At 37.2% G+C, this 17,217-nt stretch carries 14 protein-coding genes; 11 read left to right on the forward strand and 3 right to left on the reverse strand.

Annotation, left to right across the window (positions count from 1 at the left end; genetic code table 11):
- Positions 1-84 precede the first annotated feature (84 nt).
- From trmJ to DBO93_RS04105, 11 genes are all read left to right on the forward strand, one after another.
- Positions 85-834: a tRNA (cytosine(32)/uridine(32)-2'-O)-methyltransferase TrmJ gene (gene trmJ, locus DBO93_RS04055; protein ID WP_108455184.1), complete on the forward strand. Its 750-nt coding sequence runs from the start codon at positions 85-87 to the stop codon at positions 832-834.
- Positions 835-905: 71 nt separating this feature from the next.
- The gene (gene cysE / locus DBO93_RS04060; protein ID WP_108455185.1) at positions 906-1,715 is read left to right on the forward strand and encodes a serine O-acetyltransferase; all 810 of its coding nucleotides are present in this window, start codon (positions 906-908) and stop codon (positions 1,713-1,715) included.
- A gap of 196 nt (positions 1,716-1,911) precedes the next feature.
- On the forward strand, positions 1,912-2,421 hold the full coding sequence (iscR, locus tag DBO93_RS04065; protein ID WP_081148931.1) for a Fe-S cluster assembly transcriptional regulator IscR: 510 nt from the start codon (positions 1,912-1,914) through the stop codon (positions 2,419-2,421).
- A gap of 29 nt (positions 2,422-2,450) precedes the next feature.
- On the forward strand, positions 2,451-3,665 hold the full coding sequence (locus DBO93_RS04070; protein ID WP_108455186.1) for an IscS subfamily cysteine desulfurase: 1,215 nt from the start codon (positions 2,451-2,453) through the stop codon (positions 3,663-3,665).
- 18 nt (positions 3,666-3,683) lie between these two features.
- Positions 3,684-4,067: a Fe-S cluster assembly scaffold IscU gene (gene iscU, locus DBO93_RS04075; protein ID WP_081148934.1), complete on the forward strand. Its 384-nt coding sequence runs from the start codon at positions 3,684-3,686 to the stop codon at positions 4,065-4,067.
- A gap of 14 nt (positions 4,068-4,081) precedes the next feature.
- On the forward strand, positions 4,082-4,405 hold the full coding sequence (gene iscA, locus DBO93_RS04080; protein WP_108455187.1) for an iron-sulfur cluster assembly protein IscA: 324 nt from the start codon (positions 4,082-4,084) through the stop codon (positions 4,403-4,405).
- Between the two features lie 21 nt (positions 4,406-4,426).
- Positions 4,427-4,960 carry a co-chaperone HscB gene (hscB, locus tag DBO93_RS04085; protein WP_239059107.1) on the forward strand — a complete coding sequence of 178 codons (534 nt, stop codon included), beginning with the start codon at positions 4,427-4,429 and terminating at the stop codon, positions 4,958-4,960.
- A gap of 97 nt (positions 4,961-5,057) precedes the next feature.
- Complete coding sequence (gene hscA, locus DBO93_RS04090; RefSeq protein ID WP_108455189.1) at positions 5,058-6,920, forward strand: Fe-S protein assembly chaperone HscA; 1,863 nt, start codon at positions 5,058-5,060, stop codon at positions 6,918-6,920.
- Between the two features lie 4 nt (positions 6,921-6,924).
- Complete coding sequence (gene fdx / locus DBO93_RS04095; RefSeq protein ID WP_108455190.1) at positions 6,925-7,263, forward strand: ISC system 2Fe-2S type ferredoxin; 339 nt, start codon at positions 6,925-6,927, stop codon at positions 7,261-7,263.
- 224 nt (positions 7,264-7,487) lie between these two features.
- Positions 7,488-11,162 carry an Ig-like domain-containing protein gene (locus DBO93_RS04100; protein ID WP_108455191.1) on the forward strand — a complete coding sequence of 1,225 codons (3,675 nt, stop codon included), beginning with the start codon at positions 7,488-7,490 and terminating at the stop codon, positions 11,160-11,162.
- A gap of 432 nt (positions 11,163-11,594) precedes the next feature.
- Positions 11,595-14,021 (forward strand): EAL domain-containing protein, encoded by a 2,427-nt coding sequence (locus DBO93_RS04105; protein WP_162533720.1) that lies wholly within the window; start codon positions 11,595-11,597, stop codon positions 14,019-14,021.
- Between the two features lie 231 nt (positions 14,022-14,252).
- Here the strand turns inward: DBO93_RS04105 and DBO93_RS04110 are convergent, their stop codons facing one another.
- The 3 genes from DBO93_RS04110 to DBO93_RS04120 form a co-directional block, all read right to left on the reverse strand.
- Positions 14,253-15,536 (reverse strand): TonB family protein, encoded by a 1,284-nt coding sequence (locus DBO93_RS04110; RefSeq protein WP_162533721.1) that lies wholly within the window; start codon positions 15,534-15,536, stop codon positions 14,253-14,255.
- Positions 15,529-15,921 carry a BlaI/MecI/CopY family transcriptional regulator gene (locus DBO93_RS04115; RefSeq protein WP_108455194.1) on the reverse strand — a complete coding sequence of 131 codons (393 nt, stop codon included), beginning with the start codon at positions 15,919-15,921 and terminating at the stop codon, positions 15,529-15,531. Before DBO93_RS04115 ends, DBO93_RS04110 begins: the two co-directional genes overlap by 8 nt.
- Positions 15,922-16,177: 256 nt before the next feature.
- Positions 16,178-17,209: a zinc-binding dehydrogenase gene (locus DBO93_RS04120; RefSeq protein ID WP_108455195.1), complete on the reverse strand. Its 1,032-nt coding sequence runs from the start codon at positions 17,207-17,209 to the stop codon at positions 16,178-16,180.
- Between the last annotated feature and the right edge of the window lie 8 nt (positions 17,210-17,217).

The following is a 17,217-nucleotide window of genomic DNA, read 5'->3' on the forward strand; positions in this document are numbered from 1 at the left end:
TGTTAATATTATCGGCAATTTTAGCCATCTAGATAGGCAACATTATATTTAAATTGTTGTCTTCGAATTAAGTAAGTGTAAATAATGTCAGATTCTTTATTAAACAAAGTACGCATAGTCCTCGTTAATACCTCAGATTGTCGTAATATCGGTTCAGCAGCTCGCGCTATGAAAACAATGGGCTTAACAGATCTCGTTTTAGTTGATCCTATTGAAATGCCTAACGGTCAGGCGCAAGCTTTAGCCGCTGGCGCAACAGATGTGCTAAAAGGTGCCAGAGTTGTATCGACGCTAGAAGAAGCCATTGATGATTGTGGTTTAGTGGTGGGTACAAGTGCTCGTTCACGCACATTACCTTGGCCTATGCTAGAGCCTCGCGGCTGTGGTGAAAAACTGATCACCGAAGCACAAGAATATCCAGTTGCCTTGGTATTTGGTCGTGAAAGTAGCGGTTTAACCAATGAAGAACTGCAGTTATGTCATTTTCATGTGCAAATTCCAGCGAATCCAGAATACAGTTCATTGAATTTAGCTATGGCGGTACAAACATTAAGTTATGAAGTACGCACAAGCTTTTTGATTCATGAACAAGAAGCGTTCACGCAGGCTGACAACGAAGAATATCCGCTTGTTGATGAAACTGAGCGCTTTTATCAACACTTTGAAAATGCATTAAAAGACACTGGCTTTATTGTACCAAGCCATCCAGGTTTGGTGATGACAAAGTTACGTCGTTTGTTTAATCGTGCTAGACCTGATGTTAAAGAGTTGAAAATGATGCGTGGTATTTTAGCCTCAGTTGAACGCGCTGCTAAAAGTGACAATAAAGATTAATGATAGCCATAAATAGTGACTCAACTATTTATCTAATTATGGCTTTCGAATAAAGAATTAAGGAACGTAAAATGTTTGACCGCATGAAAGAAGACATCAATAGTGTATTTGATCGAGATCCTGCAGCACGCAATGTCTTTGAAGTTTTAACAAACTACCCTGGTTTGCATGCGGTTTGGTTTCACCGTTTGAGCCACAGTTTGTGGAAAAACAACTGGAAATGGTTAGGGCGCTCTTTATCGACATTTTCACGTTGGTTAACTGGCATCGAGATTCATCCTGGTGCAACTATTGGTCGTCGATTTTTTATCGATCATGGTATGGGGGTAGTTATTGGTGGCACTGCAGAAATTGGTGACGACGTTACTTTATATCAAGGTGTTACTTTAGGTGGTACAAGTTGGAAAGAAGGCAAACGCCATCCAACTTTAATGGACAATGTTGTTATTGGTGCTGGTGCTAAAATATTAGGGCCCATTACTATTGGCAAGCACGGCAAAGTTGGATCAAACTCTGTTGTGGTAAAAGATGTACCTGAAAATGCAACTGCGGTTGGCATACCTGCTCGAATTGTTAATTCTAACAAGAATAAAGGCGATGCGGAAAAGCGTGAAAAAGTAGCTAAAAAATATGGCTTTGATGCTTATGCTGTTGCTACAGATAACCCTGATCCTGTTGCTAAGGCAATTGGTCGTTTGCTTGATCATATGCACTTAATGGACAATAAAATTTCTTCTTTATGTCGAGAGGTTAACCAGTTAGGTGGTGAAGTTTGTCAAGAAGATCTACCTGAATTAAAAGTTGGTGAGTTCGACGAAGATGAAAAAGCTGCTGCTAAACGCAGAGAAGGCATTAAAGAGTCTTTTGACCCAACAATATAGCTTTTAGATATAAACCGTTTTTATATGATATATAGACAAAATAGTTAAGTTTTATGTGTTAATGCCCACCAATATTCTCCTTTTTATTGACTAATTATTAAAGCCGCGTAAAATACCTGAGTAAATCACTCGGGTATTTAGTTGACTATTTTATAGGGATATGTAAAATTGCGCAGCAAATTGATAGGAGTATTAAATGAAATTGACGTCTAAAGGCCGATATGCGGTAACAGCGATGCTTGATGTGGCTATACATGCCGTAACAGGACCTGTGCCATTGGCTGATATTTCAGAACGCCAAGGCATTTCATTATCATACTTAGAACAACTTTTTTCACGCCTAAGAAAGTACGGACTTGTAAATAGTGTTCGTGGCCCAGGTGGTGGTTATCGTTTAGGTCAATGTTCAGCACAAATTACCGTTGCCGATGTTATCAACGCTGTTGATGAAAGTATCAATGCCACCAAATGTGGCGGTACAGGTAATTGTCAAGATGGACAACAATGCTTAACGCATTACTTATGGACTGATTTAAGCGATAGAATTGAAGATTTTTTAAAAAGCATTTCACTTGCCGAGCTCGTCGAGCAACGAAATGTTAAAATTGTGTCACAACGACAAGATGAAGCCACAGCGAAAGCGCGCAAATCACCCTCGTTAGAGACCTTAATTACCACTCGCAATATTATGAATGACTGGCATTAATGGCTAGTACAATTGGAGATTATTAATCAATGAAGCTTCCTATTTATTTTGATTATTCAGCGACCACACCAGTAGACAAGCGTGTAGCTGAAAAAATGATGCAATATATGACAACTGATGGTTTTTACGGAAACCCAGCATCACGCTCACACAAATTCGGCTGGCAAGCAGAAGAAGCGGTTGATATCGCTCGTAATCAAATTGCTGACTTGATCAACGCTGATCCACGTGAAATTGTTATTACTTCTGGTGCAACAGAGTCGAATAACCTTGGTATTAAAGGTGCCGCTAAGTTTTATAGCAAAAAAGGTAAGCACATTATTACCTGTAAAACTGAGCATAAAGCTGTACTAGACACTTGTCGTGAACTTGAACGTCAAGGTTTTGAGGTAACGTACCTTGACCCAGAAAGTAATGGTTTAATTGATTTAAACAAATTAAACGATGCAATGCGTGATGACACAGTATTAGTGAGCATTATGCATGTGAATAACGAAATTGGTGTTATTCAAGACATTGCTGAAATTGGCGAAATGTGTCGTGCTCGTAAAATTATATTCCATGTTGATGCTGCGCAAAGCGCTGGTAAAATCAACATAGACTTGCAACATTTAAAAGTTGACCTTATGTCTTTCTCGGCTCATAAAATTTATGGTCCTAAAGGTATTGGTGCACTTTATGTTCGTCGTAAGCCTCGTATTCGCCTTGAAGCGCAAATGCACGGTGGCGGTCATGAGCGTGGTATGCGCTCTGGTACATTAGCGACACACCAAATTGTTGGTATGGGTGAAGCATTTAGAATTGCCAAAGAAGAATTAGCACAAGACGAAGCACATGTAATTACAATGCGTGATCGTTTATGGGCTGGTTTGAACGATATGGAACAAGTTTTTATTAACGGCGATGCAGACAAACGCTACCCGGGTAACTTAAACGTTAGCTTTAACTTTGTTGAAGGCGAATCGTTAATTATGGCGCTTAAAGACTTAGCTGTATCTTCAGGTTCAGCTTGTACATCAGCAAGTTTAGAGCCGTCATACGTATTACGAGCTTTAGGGCTTAATGATGAAATGGCACATAGCTCAATTCGTTTTAGCTTTGGTCGTTTCACTACAGAAGAAGAAATTGACTATGCCATTGACCTGATTAAAAAGGCAATTGGCCATTTACGTGACATGTCACCGCTTTGGGAAATGTTCAAAGACGGTATCGATTTAGACTCAATAGAGTGGGCTGCTCATTAGAGCACTAGGAGAAATAACATGGCTTATAGCGAAAAAGTAATTGATCATTATGAAAATCCACGCAACGTTGGTTCATTAGATAAAAACGATCCACAAGTTGCTACAGGTATGGTTGGCGCACCCGCGTGTGGTGATGTTATGAAACTACAACTTAAAATTTCTGCAGACGGTATTATCGAAGATGCGAAATTTAAAACTTACGGTTGTGGTTCTGCAATTGCATCAAGCTCATTAGTAACAGAATGGGTTAAAGGTAAATCAATTGATGAAGCTGGCGAAATTAAAAACACCGCTATTGCTGAAGAACTTGCATTACCGCCAGTAAAAATTCACTGTTCAATCCTAGCGGAAGACGCAATTAAAGCGGCAATCGAAGATTACCGTAGTAAGCAAAAAGCTTAAGCTGGAGATAAACTATGAGTGTAACGATGACACCTGCTGCATCTGACAGGGTAAAGTCGTTTATCGAAAACCGAGGCAAGGGCCTTGGTTTACGATTAGGTATTAAAACAACAGGTTGTTCTGGTTTAGCTTATGTACTTGAATTTGTAGATGATCTAAATGAAGACGACACGCTGTTTTCCATCAATGACTGTAATATCATTATTGATGGTAAAAGCTTGGTTTACCTTGATGGTATCGAACTTGATTTTGTTAAAGAAGGTTTGAACGAAGGCTTTAAATTCACCAACCCAAACGCTAAAGGCGAATGTGGCTGTGGTGAAAGTTTTAATGTTTAGTGAACGACTAACTTCACTGGAGTGGTTTTGAATTATTTTGAATTATTTGGTTTAGATATTCAGTTCAATATTGATTTGGCTAAACTTTCAACACTTTATCAAACATTACAAAAAAAAGTGCATCCTGACCGTTTTGCTCATGCATCTAGCCAAGAGCAAATGTTAGCCGTTAAGAAATCAACGCTGATTAACGATGCCTATCAAACACTGAAAAAACCGCTAAAACGTGCGCAATACTTATTAGAATTGCGCGGTGTTAGCATGCCTAGCGAGCAAGCTTCATTTGGTGATGTGAGCTTTTTAATGCACCAAATGGAATTGCGTGAAATGCTAGATGACGTTAAACAAGCTGATGATATAGATGCAGCCGTGTTTAACGCTTCACAAGTGTTTGAAACAGAATATCAGCAACTGTTTACTCAGTTGCAAACGCAATTGGCAGATAACACAACTGAGTCAAACAGTTCAGCATGCGACAATTTAAGAAAACTTAAATTTTATCAAAAACTGCATGTTGAACTCGAAAAACTCGAAGAGTTGTTGTTAGACGACTAAGTTACAAAATTAAGACGTTAATAGCGACATTACTGTATAAAAACGATGTCGTTATTAATAAAAAATCCGTAAAACTATTACCTAACGAGCTTTTACAATGGCATTATTACAAATCGCTGAACCTGGGCAAAGTACCGTTCCTCATGAACATCGACTCGCCGCTGGCATTGACCTCGGTACCACAAATTCATTAATTGCTAGCGTAAAAAGTGGCTTGGCTGAAACTATTGTTGATGCGCATGGCCTCGACATTTTACCTTCTGTAGTAAGCTACCAAAGCAATGACATTCTTGTCGGTAACGACGCGAAGGCTTTTGCTGTAAGTGACCCTGAAAATACCATCGTATCGGCAAAGCGTTTAATCGGACGTTCTAAAACTGATATTAACAACAAATATGCATCGCTGCCTTATTCCTTTGCTGGTGATGAAAACCACCCGTCAATTGTGACACGAACGGGGGATGTTAATCCTGTGCAAGTGTCAGCTGAAATTCTTAAAACTCTGGTAAAGCGTGCAGAAGCTTCCTTAGGTGGCGAGCTTACTGGTGTGGTGATCACGGTGCCAGCATATTTTGATGACGCACAACGTCATAGCACGAAAGACGCGGCAAAATTAGCCGGTGTTAACGTACTACGTTTGCTTAACGAACCAACAGCCGCAGCGGTTGCTTATGGTTTAGACAGTGGACAAGAAGGCGTTGTAGCGGTTTATGATTTAGGTGGTGGTACGTTTGATATTTCAATATTGCGCTTAAATAAAGGTGTATTTGAAGTATTAGCAACCGGTGGCGATTCTGCACTTGGTGGCGATGACTTTGATGGCATATTAGTTGAATATCTTATCGCACAAGCTGGTTTAGTTCGCCCACTGACTACTTCTATGGAACGACAACTAACACAACAAGCGTGTTTGGCTAAAGAACAATTATCAAACACTGAGAGTGTTGATGTTTCATTAGCCCTTGCCGACGACAAAACATGGACAGGTAAAGTTACGCGTAGTGACTTTGAACAACTTATTGCTCCTTTAGTGAAAAAAACATTACGTGCTTGTCGACGTGCAGTAAAAGATGCTGAACTTGTGATTGAAGATGTTATAGAAGTTGTCATGGTTGGCGGTTCTACACGTGTTCCTTTAGTTCGCATCGAAGTTGAAAATTTCTTCAAACGACAGCCTTTAACCTCAATTGACCCTGATAAAGTTGTTGCGTTAGGCGCCGCTATTCAAGCAGATATATTGGCGGGTAATAAACCTGACAGTGACATTTTATTACTTGATGTTATCCCTTTGTCATTAGGTTTAGAAACCATGGGCGGCCTAGTTGAGAAAGTTATTTCACGCAATACCACGATCCCTGTCGCTAAAGCCCAAGAATTTACTACTTTCAAAGATGGCCAAACAGCCATGGCAGTCCATGTATTACAAGGTGAACGAGAGCTTGTTGAAGACTGTCGTTCTTTAGCACGCTTTGAGCTAAGAGGTATACCTGCTATGACCGCAGGTGCTGCACACATTCGCGTTACTTTTAAAGTAGACGCAGATGGCTTGCTAGAAGTTTCTGCAATGGAAAAATCAACAGGTGTTGAGTCAGGCATTACCGTTAAACCAAGCTTTGGTTTAGAAGCTGATGAAATTACGACGATGTTAAAAGACTCAATGGAAAATGCAGAACAAGATATTCAGGCACGTATGCTTAAAGAGCAACAAGTTGAAGCATCACGTGTTATAGAGTCAGTTAAAGCAGCACTTACCGCTGATAGTGCATTACTTGAAAATGACGAGATAAACGTCATTAATGATGCTATTACTGCACTCGATAAAATAAGCCAAACAGGTAATGCCGATGAAATCGAAGCGGCGTTAGACACATTAAATAATAGTACCGCCATATTTGCTGAGCGTAGAATGGATTCATCTATCAAAACAGCACTATCTGGCCATTCAGTAGACGAGGTTTAGTTACATGCCACAGATTATATTTTTACCGAACGAAGAACTATGTCCAGATGGGGCAGTTGTTCAAGCCGAAAAAGGCGAAAGCGTATTAAACGTAGCACTGAGAAATGATATTGGTGTTGAACATGCTTGTGAAAAAGTTTGTGCATGTACTACATGTCATATGATTATTCGCGAAGGCTTCGACTCAATTGCTGAGGGCGACGAACTTGAAGATGACATGCTTGATAAAGCATGGGGATTAGAGCCTGAATCACGTTTAAGTTGCCAGGCGTTAGTCGGTGATGAAGACCTAGTCGTCGAAATTCCTAAATATACTGTCAATATGGTGTCTGAAAATCACTAGTTGATTTAGCTACATCGATTTATATAAAAGGGTAATAACAGCAATGTTATTACCCTTTTTACGTTTATGCTCAAAGTGCATAAACTGCTATTTCATTTGTAATAAAATGCTAGATAAATTTTATTTAAGCGCTTAATTTACACTTATTAAACAAGTTTTTAAATTGTAAATAATATGTTAAATTCGATGTAATTATTATATCGGCTCTATCAAGGGAATGAAAAATGAAGTGTTTTGTCTATGTGGTTTTGTTGTTGTCAAATATTTTATTATCAAATTATGCTGTTGCTCAAGAAGCTAAGCTAGTAAAAAAGGCAGAGTGGGGCTCGGGTAGTTATGAGCATATGGTAGAAATTGATAACCATTACTATATAGCAACTAGTTCTGGGGAAGTTGATGTAATCGACCCTGAATTAACAGGAGAGGACTCACTTATAGATCAAATAAAATTTGATTTTGAACCTGATATTCGTGCAATCACTAAGTTTAAAGATTTTTTAGTTATTTTAACTAACGACAAAATTAATATATATAGTATCGCTGACGTTACAAATATTACGCAAGTTTACTCATTAACTGTTTTAGGGCATTGGAATGTCACAGTGGCTTATCAAGGTGATAATTTATATTACGTAGATGGCGATAGCAAAATTTACGTCATTGAAGAAACCGAAGGCGTTTTCAGTCTTACCAATGTCATTCAATCACAAGAAAGTGACTATAATGAAGAGGTTTATGTTTCTGATCGAAATTTATTTATTGAAGGTTCAACGCTTTATTATGTATATAGAGTGCAACAGGGCCAAACACTTTCGACTAAGATAGAGTCATACCAACTCGCAGACTTAACGTTAAGTGATTCAGGGGTACTAGAAGGTATTGGTATATCTGGGAACAGTGTTTATTTGGGGGATGGACGCTTTGTCATTTCTAATTATCAATATTTATATTTGATTAAATTAATGGATGGGCAAGTCAGTATTTTAAATGACTTTGATACTATTCAATATAACAAAATCTTTCATTTAACAGCAAAAGAAAATACTGTTAAAGCCATTTCTGACAACGCGATTTATACATTTCAAATCACTGAAGCCAATACAATAAGTACTTCTTATACAGAAAGTTTAACCGATTACTTCTTTTCAAACTCTTATATGCGTTATGTGTACTGGCGTGATGACAAGCTTATTGGTCTTAATACTAAATCAGGTGTTTTTGAAATAGAACTTATTAATGGCGCTATAGATAGCGTAGCATTTTCTTATAATCAAAGCGGCCATATGGGTAAGGCTGTTATTGAAAGCAACCTGGTATATTTACCTCGTGAATCACGCATAGATATTGTTAACATTGCTGATATTGACAATATTACTTTGCAAAATAGTATTATCGAAGATGTTAAAGACATAGAGAGAATATCAGCTAATTTATTTTTTTCTAACGAGATAATGATTAGTAATAAAACAATAGTGAGTGATAGTGAAATTCAACTAAACAGCGAAGTTACAGTTAATAATAAAACCGCTCCACTATTATTTAAAGGTAGTAATATATTTAACACAAATTTTGATACTGAATCTTCAGTTATGCGACATAACGTTATCTCACCTTATAGTTTGTATGAGGTTCCTAAGGAAGCTAGCATCTCTGACCCTATCAACTCTTGCCCACAAAAATTAGGTTTTCTTGCGGATACACTAATAGCATCAGACCCATGTGGGAATAATAGATTCCATTTATTTACAGACTATGACACCGACGATTTTGCATACAGTAAAACAATAGAACTTGGGTTTAGCTATTATCAGCTAGTGATAGGTAACGACTATATTTATCTGATAAGTCCGCAAGGAATAAAAATTGTTGAACTGACAGAGTCTGAAGAATTCGTAGAAGTTAATTCAATTGATATGGCATTTTCAGCACTCAATGGTATAAGTGCTGACATTTTAGAAGGCTATTTACTTATTTCAGATGGCTTTTATTTTCATCTGTTTGATACCTCTGAGCCTAACTTGCCAACCTTGATCTCGAAAGCAAAAATAAATGATTTTGAGTGGCGTGAGGCCAACTTTCAAATAGCAGATAGTTATGTGCTTGTGACAACCAAAGATCAAGGACAGGTAAAGTTTTTTCAAATAAACAAAGCGCCAATAGCTAATGTTTTCTCGCTTGAGATCAATGAAGATGAAATTTCAGAACCTTTAAGTGCCTTTATAGATCCAGAGGCAGATGCTTTAGACGTTTCTATTATTAATGATGCTCTTCATGGTGAGGTAACCGTTGATGGCGAAGAAATAACATACACACCAAATGGAAACTTTAATGGTGAAGACTCCATTTCGATAAAAGCTGAAGATATACATGGTAACTTTAGTGAGCACGAATTATTGGTTACTGTAAATTCAATTAATGACGCACCTACCATTATAACAAGCGCGTTATCAACCGATGAAGACATAGTGTTGACGTCTGAAATCGCTTTTGAAGATATAGAGAATGACGATGTAGAATTTAATTTAATAACGGAACCTACCAATGGTTTAGTGTCTATTTCTTTACAGGGTTTGTTAACTTATACCCCTGAGGTGAATTTTTTTGGTGAAGACTCGCTTGTTGTTTCAATTACCGATCAAAATAACGGTGTTAGTGAAAAGGAAATAGCGATAACGGTTACTTCTGTAAATGACAAGCCTGAAATTGTTAGCATGACTTTTAATATTGATGAAGATCGTTTGCTATCTGATCAAATTACAGCCACAGATGTTGATAGTGAAACATTAACGTTTTCAATTATCTCTGCCCCTGAATCAGGTGCCTTAAATTTGCAAGACTCAGGTCACTTCAACTATCAGCCAAATGCTGATTATGACCAACAAGATAGTTTTGAAGTTGCAGTTACAGATGAACAAGGAGGGATGAGTCAGACCAAAATTATTATTGATGTTAACCCTGTGAATGATGCACCTGTTTTTGAAGTAAATAATTTTTTCATAAATGAAGATACAGCATTAACACAGAATATACTTTTCTTTGATGTAGACTCTGGGGTTCACACAGCTGAGCTTGTGACTCCTGCAACTAATGGCACTGTTGAGTTAAATGGCGGTTCTGCTTTTACTTATACTCCGAGTAATAATTTTTCAGGGTTAGAAAGTTTTACTGTTCGCCTCACAGATGAGCATGGTGCAAGTGTTGAAGGGTTAGTTAACATAACTATTGCCCCTGTCAATGATGCACCTACTTTTACCACCACATCTTTTTCTGTGGATGAGGATAATTTATTAACGAGTGAGTTAAAGGCAACTGACATTGAAGGACAATCAATGACGATTGAACTAATAAGTGATGCAGACATAGAAGGTAGTGTGAACGTTGAAAGCGATGGGAAGTTTAGTTTTGATCCTGCTTTAAACTTTTACGGTGAAACCTCATTCACCGTAAAAGTAACTGATAGTGAAGCTAAGTCTACTAGTCAAATTATTAAAATTACAGTCAATGCAGTTGAAGATGTACCAGAACCAGAAAGCACTTCACTTTCCTTACTTTTTAATGGAAATATCTCACAAAGTTTACCAACAACGGATGTTGACGGACAATCTCTGAGTTATCGTATTGTTACTGATGTTAAAAGTGGGGTACTTACTTTATCAGAAGCAGGGCAATACAAATATTCTCCTAATGTTGGGTTTTCCGGCAATGATTCATTCACATACGAAGTTCGTGATGTAAACGACAACATAGGGCAAGCAACAGTTTCATTTGTGGTGCAATCAGCTGCAGAGCCTACTAAAACCGAATCAAGCTCAGGTGGTAGTTTGGGATATTTTATGTTGTTTAGCTTAGTTATATTGTTTGGATTTAGACTAAAATTTAGTCGTGGCTATGGTGTCTGAAAAAAATCATAATTTAGATAAATCAACTTGATTAATAAGGGGAGTAGCACTGTTATTCCCCATTTTTATCTGTAAAAGCGGTATTGTCTAACGTATTTAGAGTTGGGCTTTTACTCTCATAAACTTGTCTATTTAGTCAGGTATCGTTTGCTATTTATTTAGCTACGTAATAAGTTACGGTGGGCTTGCAAAATATTAATGATGAAAAATAAAATATTCATTATTGATTTCAAGCTAGTAAGGAAGTTTTACAGCAAACAGGCCGATATTGTACAGTGAATTAACGTCTTTTTTTATACTGCTATTGCTCAATAGACTTCCGATTATAATTTTGCTCTAATTAAAAATAATAAAAATAATAAAAATAATAAAAAATCACACATCCAATTTTCAGCTTGATGAGGTGGTATTTAACTATTGGGCATCAATATTTTGTCAGAACTATCTAAATCACAAACGATTAAAAGTTTAACTATTACGAATCAGTTTGCTACTGATATTTTGTTATTAAACACCCCGAATGAAGTTTGGCAATATTTAGCCGAAAATATTGTTGAAAAGCTAGGCTTTGATGATGCTGTAATTTATACCTTAGATGCAGGCGCTAAGACCTTAAGTCGCATGTCTGGCTTTAAAAAAAGCACCTTTCTGGATAATGATAAAATCACCAATACTCGACTCAGTGACACCTCTGCCAACTTAATGGTTATACCTTTTAATCAAGGGGTTATTGGAAAAGTAGCCGCAACAAAACAACCCATATTAGTTAAAGATACACGAAAGTTTGATGGCTACATACAAGATGGAGAAACTACGCTTTCAGAGCTAGCGGTGCCAATATTATTTAAAGAACAATTACTTGGTGTTATTGATACCGAACATGCCCGAGCCGATTTTTATACTGAATATCACCTAAAAACACTCACCGCACTAGCCTCTATTGCGGCAATGAAAATATCTCAAATCATCAGAGTTGATGGTTTGGAAGAGATTATTGAAAATTTAGAGTATGCCAATAAAATTCAAGATGCCTTATTCGAAATTGCTGAACTTACCTTTAAAACCAAAACAATGGGTGAATTTTATCGGCATTTACATCAATGTATTGGTCGCCTTACTTTTGCAAAAAACTTTTTTGTTGCCTTGCTTAAAGATAATGGAGAGACCATTGAATTTCCTTATGCTGTAGACGAACTTGATCAAGATGCTGTTGATGAGTTTGATCTAGGTGAAATTTTTGAAAAAGTTAGAATTGATCCGGAAAATTTAAGTATTACTGGTTATACCTTATCAAAAGATACCCCTTTTTTATTGTATGAAAAAGATATTCAAAAAATGTTGGATAGCAAAGAGCTTTATATTCTAGGTAGCATTCCAAAAGCTTGGTTAGGCGTACCTTTTGGCTCTGGTGATAATAAAGGTATTGTGGTTGTACAAAGTTATAGCACTGATTTTTTATTCCAAGAGAAAGACAAACAACTTCTATCATTTGTCGCAAAGCATATTAACGATGCGATAGAAAGAATGGAGGCTAAGCAGAAACTTGAGTTTTTAGCGTTACATGATCCTCTCACAGACTTACCTAATAGATCCCTATTTAAAGATAGAATCCAGCATGCGTTTTTACATTGCGAGAATAATCGTCACGACAATATCGCGATTCTTTTTATTGATGTAGATAGGTTTAAACAAGTTAATGATACCTATGGCCATCACGTTGGCGATAAACTACTTATCGCCATTGTAAAGTCGATTAAAACTACATTAAGAAATACTGATACCCTAGCCCGTTTAGGTGGTGATGAATTTGCCATATTACTTGACGGTAAAATTGATCATGAGACAATATGCCGCATTACTGAGAGCATTATTAATGCAATGGCTGACGCATTTAATATCGACGGTTTGAATATTTCAAGTAGCTTAAGCATTGGTATCGCAACATATAATCATGCCAGTAAAAATGCGGATCAATTATTAATTGATGCTGATCACGCTATGTATCAGGCCAAGTTAAAGGGTCGAAATCAATACGTGTTTTTTGAAGCACTTGAAGAACAAAATAAATCAACCAATGTGAAGCTCGAATATGACTTTGAAAGGGCCATTAAAAACCAAGAGTTTGTTGGAAACTATCAACCTTTAATTGACTTTGATACGGGTGATGTTATTGGGGCTGAAATTTTGGTTCGTTGGCAACATCCTAAATTAGGGCTGTTGCAACCCGATGTTTTTATTTCTATTTTAGAAAAATCAGGACAAATAGTTCAACTTGACCTTTATATGCTGAAGTTAGCAATAAGTAATTTAAACCTCTGGAAAGCATGGCTACCGGTTAAATTTAAACTGAATGTTAATGTATCAACATCAGGCTTTGCTTCTCAAGAGTTGATTACATACCTGCAAGAGCAACATCAATTATCTGAAAATATTACGGCTCGACTTTGTGTAGAAATTACCGAAGAAAGCTTAATTTTAAACGTTGATGCAGTGAAAAAACATTTAGAGATATTAAAAAGTTTAAATATCCTAGTCGCTTTAGATGACTTTGGTACTGGCTATTCGTCACTCAGTTACTTACATCAGTTTTCTTTAGATTATTTAAAAATAGACAAAAGTTTTGTGGATGACTTAAATGAAGTAAGCAATAAAGTCTTGATTTTAGATGCTGTAGTCAACCTAGCGAAAGCGTTAAATATAAAAACTACTGCTGAGGGTATCGAAACACTTGAACAATATAAAAAGTTGAAAGAAATTGGTTGCGATTTAGGGCAAGGTTATCATATCGCTAAACCGTTGCTTGATGCAGAGTTTAAACGTTTTTTATTATATAGAAGTATCCCAAGGCAAATCGCTTAAGCTTTAATCCATTTGCTTTTTAGTGCTTATAAATTGCTGAGATAAAGTAATCAGAGTGCATTTGTTATAATACCTCCAGCTCCCAGGAGGCAATGGTTGATAAAAATGGCTATGGTAGGATGCACAATACCCTAAATTTTCTCTGAAATAATTTTGACCATATCGATTAATAAAAAAGACTAATAACTGTGACGTTATCAGCCTTTTTTATGACAGTTAACAGCGTTTTACCTAGTTTGTCACTTTAACTTGTTCAATTAAACTTTCCCGCTTAGCTGAATTTTCATTCATGGCAAAATCTAATTGAACGAGGTTATTTTTGTGATACGAGTTTGATGGCTCATATTGCCATTGCTCTAGTGCAGTTTTTGCGACTTTATCGAACACGTAGGCTGGTGAGCCGTTAACCACTTCAACATTTTTCACCATGCCAGTACGATCAATATCGAACTTTAATACGACAGAACCTTCAATACTTTCTGCCGCAGCCTTAGCAGGATATTTTGGCTCAACTCTGTAAGTAGGTTTTACCGCATTTTCCTGCTTTGGTGGAATTCTTCGCATTTGATCTTTTCCAGACAGGTCTTCACGATATTGTTGTTCTGTCGTCTGACCTTGGTTACCTGCAAAACTAACGCCTGATAGTAAACCTACCGAAACGGCAGCAATCACCGCTAGGGACAATTTTTTTACTTGGGTGTTGGCTTTAATTTGCTTGATACGTTCAAACATCATGTGTTTATCTCCATATTTTTTGAATGAAAGTTGCGCAAAGGCAATGTTGGGAGCGAATTCTGCTACCACCAATAACGCTTTGCTATACTCAATCCTGCTTGCAATTTGTTTGCGCGCCAGAACAATTTGGTCGCAGGACAATTCTTGATCTTGACGAAACTTAAAATAAGCTAGCCAAATCAAAGGGTGGAACCAAAATAGCGCAACAAAAAATAGCGCTAGTGTGTTCCAATAAATGTCATTGCGATCAAAATGACAAATTTCGTGTTCCAAAATTAACTTTTGCTGTGAGCGAGTAAAGCGGTTAGAAAAGTCTACTGGAATAATAAGTTTTTGTTTGAAAAGACCTAGTAGCATAGGGCTGTAGGCTATATCACTTCTATACGCTTTAAGTTTTTTTGGTAAAGCTAAAGCAAGTTCACTGGTGCTTAGTTTAGTGATGCTCAGTTGCTGACTAAAGCGAAAATGGCTTACAAGCCAGTAACCAATAATTAATAAAGCACCGGCTAACCATGTAATAAAAAGCCAACCTGGCTGAACACTAATAAATTGTTCTGAAGGCTTAACTAGATAGTGTTGTATTGCTAAATTTGGAGCCTGTGCGACGACTTTGTGCCATGGCATCGGTAACATATAAATAGCTAAAGCTACGGGAACTAAGCCCCATAAGGCATAAGTTAGCTTAGCACCGCAATGTTTTAAGATTAGCTTATGACTGATTAGTAGCAATACAAGCATTAGCGTTAATGGCCACAATAGCTCTAAAACAAGGTTAATCATGTTTCTGCTCCTTTTCCCAATCGGCAATAATACTTTTAAGCGCATCGATATCGTCTTTTTTTAATCGACTTTGCTGAGCGAAACCAGTGACAAGCGGAGAAAGGTGACCCCGAAATAGTTTATCAACCAAGGTTTTACTTTGTTTTACTAGGTAGCTTTCACGTTCAATTAACGGAGAATATAAATAGCTACGTTGTTGCTTTTGATAGCTAATGGCTTGTTTTTTGACTAAACGATTGAGCAGTGTTTTTACGGTTTTTTCATGCCATGGCTTGGTTTCATTTAGCTTGGCAATAATGTCATTTGCACTTGCTGGATTGTGCTGCCAAAGTACATCTAATACTGAAAATTCGGCATCACTAATTTCTGGAACTGAGTTTGACATGGCTATTCCTCTTACTCTAAAGCTAAAATAAACATATTACACGTGTAATCGATGGCTTTATAATTACACTTGTAATCTATGTATGCAAGAGTTTTTAATTTAAGAGCTTTTAGTACCTGTCGTTGAAGGTAAAGGGGGATATAATTTTTAGTTTTAATTTTTACCATAAAAAAAGCTAATAACAGTAAAGTTATTAGCTTTTTTAGATTAGCTATAAATTAGCGGAAAGCACTGAGAGTTTAGGGTACTAGTAAGATTAGTCTATGCTGACTTTTACCACTTGTTTGCCAGTGAAACCACCTGCTAATTGAGTTTTCAGCGCTGTAGAAATATGCTCTGCATTAAATTTGATGAGATTAATTTCCGGTACTTTTAACTCATCGTTAGCTACACTTTCAAGCAGTAAATTACTCATAAAACTCATGCGTTGTTGTGCGCATAAGCTATTGGCTAACCAAGCACCAGCAAGTGATACAATACTTATATTAGGTGCTTTTCTAAACAGTAATTCATCTTCAAAAGTAGGCAAAGGTTTTAAACAAGCAATACGGCCACAAAAGCGCATTAATTCGATATTACGAACCGTAGTCTCACCGCCAACAGAATCTAATACGGCGTCAAAACCTTGCGGACCTAACTCTCGACGAATTTTCTGACAAAGATTTTTATCTTTATAATCAAAAACCACGTCAGCACCTAACGATTTTACTAACTTATGATTACACTTCGCTGCTGTGGTAAATACATCAGCACCTCGCTGCTTAGCGAATTGAATGGCAAATTGGCCAACTGCACCGGCACCTGCTTCAATGAGTAAAGTATCACCTTCTGTAATTTGTAACTTGTCGAGTGATATTAATGCGGTCATTCCAGCACAAGGCAGTGTTGCCGCGTGTTCAGGTTTTATGCTGTCAGGCACTACCGATACTGCATAGTTTGGCACTTTAGCGTACTCGCTTAGTACGCCATGATCGCCCATGCTGGCATGCCACATAACACGTGCACCAATATTCGGGTAAATACCCTTTGGCGCGTTAATTACAATGCCAACCGCATCTAAACCAAGCACATGTGGGTATTGCCAATGACAAAACCCAGTTTTTGCGTATTGTGCATCTAAAGGGTTAAGACCAACATACTCCACTTTTATTAACAGTTCGTTATCACTACATTCAGGTACATTAAGCTCAATGTTTTCTAATCGAATTTGTGCGTTTGCTTCGGCTAAAACAATGGCCCGCATAGTATTAGAGGAAGTGATTTCGGGTAAAATATCAGTATTTGGCATCTAAATTA

It is taken from the genome of Colwellia sp. Arc7-D (assembly GCF_003061515.1).
Lineage (GTDB): Bacteria > Pseudomonadota > Gammaproteobacteria > Enterobacterales > Alteromonadaceae > Cognaticolwellia.

Excerpts from the sequence above, each read along its gene's own strand:
- iscR (WP_081148931.1), top strand. The coding sequence starts at position 1,912 with ATGAAATTGACGTCTAAAGGCCGATATGCGGTAACAGCGATGCTTGAT.
- iscU (WP_081148934.1), top strand. The coding sequence starts at position 3,684 with ATGGCTTATAGCGAAAAAGTAATTGATCATTATGAAAATCCACGCAAC.
- trmJ (WP_108455184.1), top strand. The coding sequence starts at position 85 with ATGTCAGATTCTTTATTAAACAAAGTACGCATAGTCCTCGTTAATACC.
- iscA (WP_108455187.1), top strand. The coding sequence starts at position 4,082 with ATGAGTGTAACGATGACACCTGCTGCATCTGACAGGGTAAAGTCGTTT.
- fdx (WP_108455190.1), top strand. The coding sequence starts at position 6,925 with ATGCCACAGATTATATTTTTACCGAACGAAGAACTATGTCCAGATGGG.
- DBO93_RS04070 (WP_108455186.1), top strand. The coding sequence starts at position 2,451 with ATGAAGCTTCCTATTTATTTTGATTATTCAGCGACCACACCAGTAGAC.
- DBO93_RS04100 (WP_108455191.1), top strand. The coding sequence starts at position 7,488 with ATGAAGTGTTTTGTCTATGTGGTTTTGTTGTTGTCAAATATTTTATTA.
- DBO93_RS04115 (WP_108455194.1), bottom strand. The coding sequence starts at position 15,921 with ATGTCAAACTCAGTTCCAGAAATTAGTGATGCCGAATTTTCAGTATTA.
- hscA (WP_108455189.1), top strand. The coding sequence starts at position 5,058 with ATGGCATTATTACAAATCGCTGAACCTGGGCAAAGTACCGTTCCTCAT.
- DBO93_RS04110 (WP_162533721.1), bottom strand. The coding sequence starts at position 15,536 with ATGATTAACCTTGTTTTAGAGCTATTGTGGCCATTAACGCTAATGCTT.
- cysE (WP_108455185.1), top strand. The coding sequence starts at position 906 with ATGTTTGACCGCATGAAAGAAGACATCAATAGTGTATTTGATCGAGAT.
- DBO93_RS04120 (WP_108455195.1), bottom strand. The coding sequence starts at position 17,209 with ATGCCAAATACTGATATTTTACCCGAAATCACTTCCTCTAATACTATG.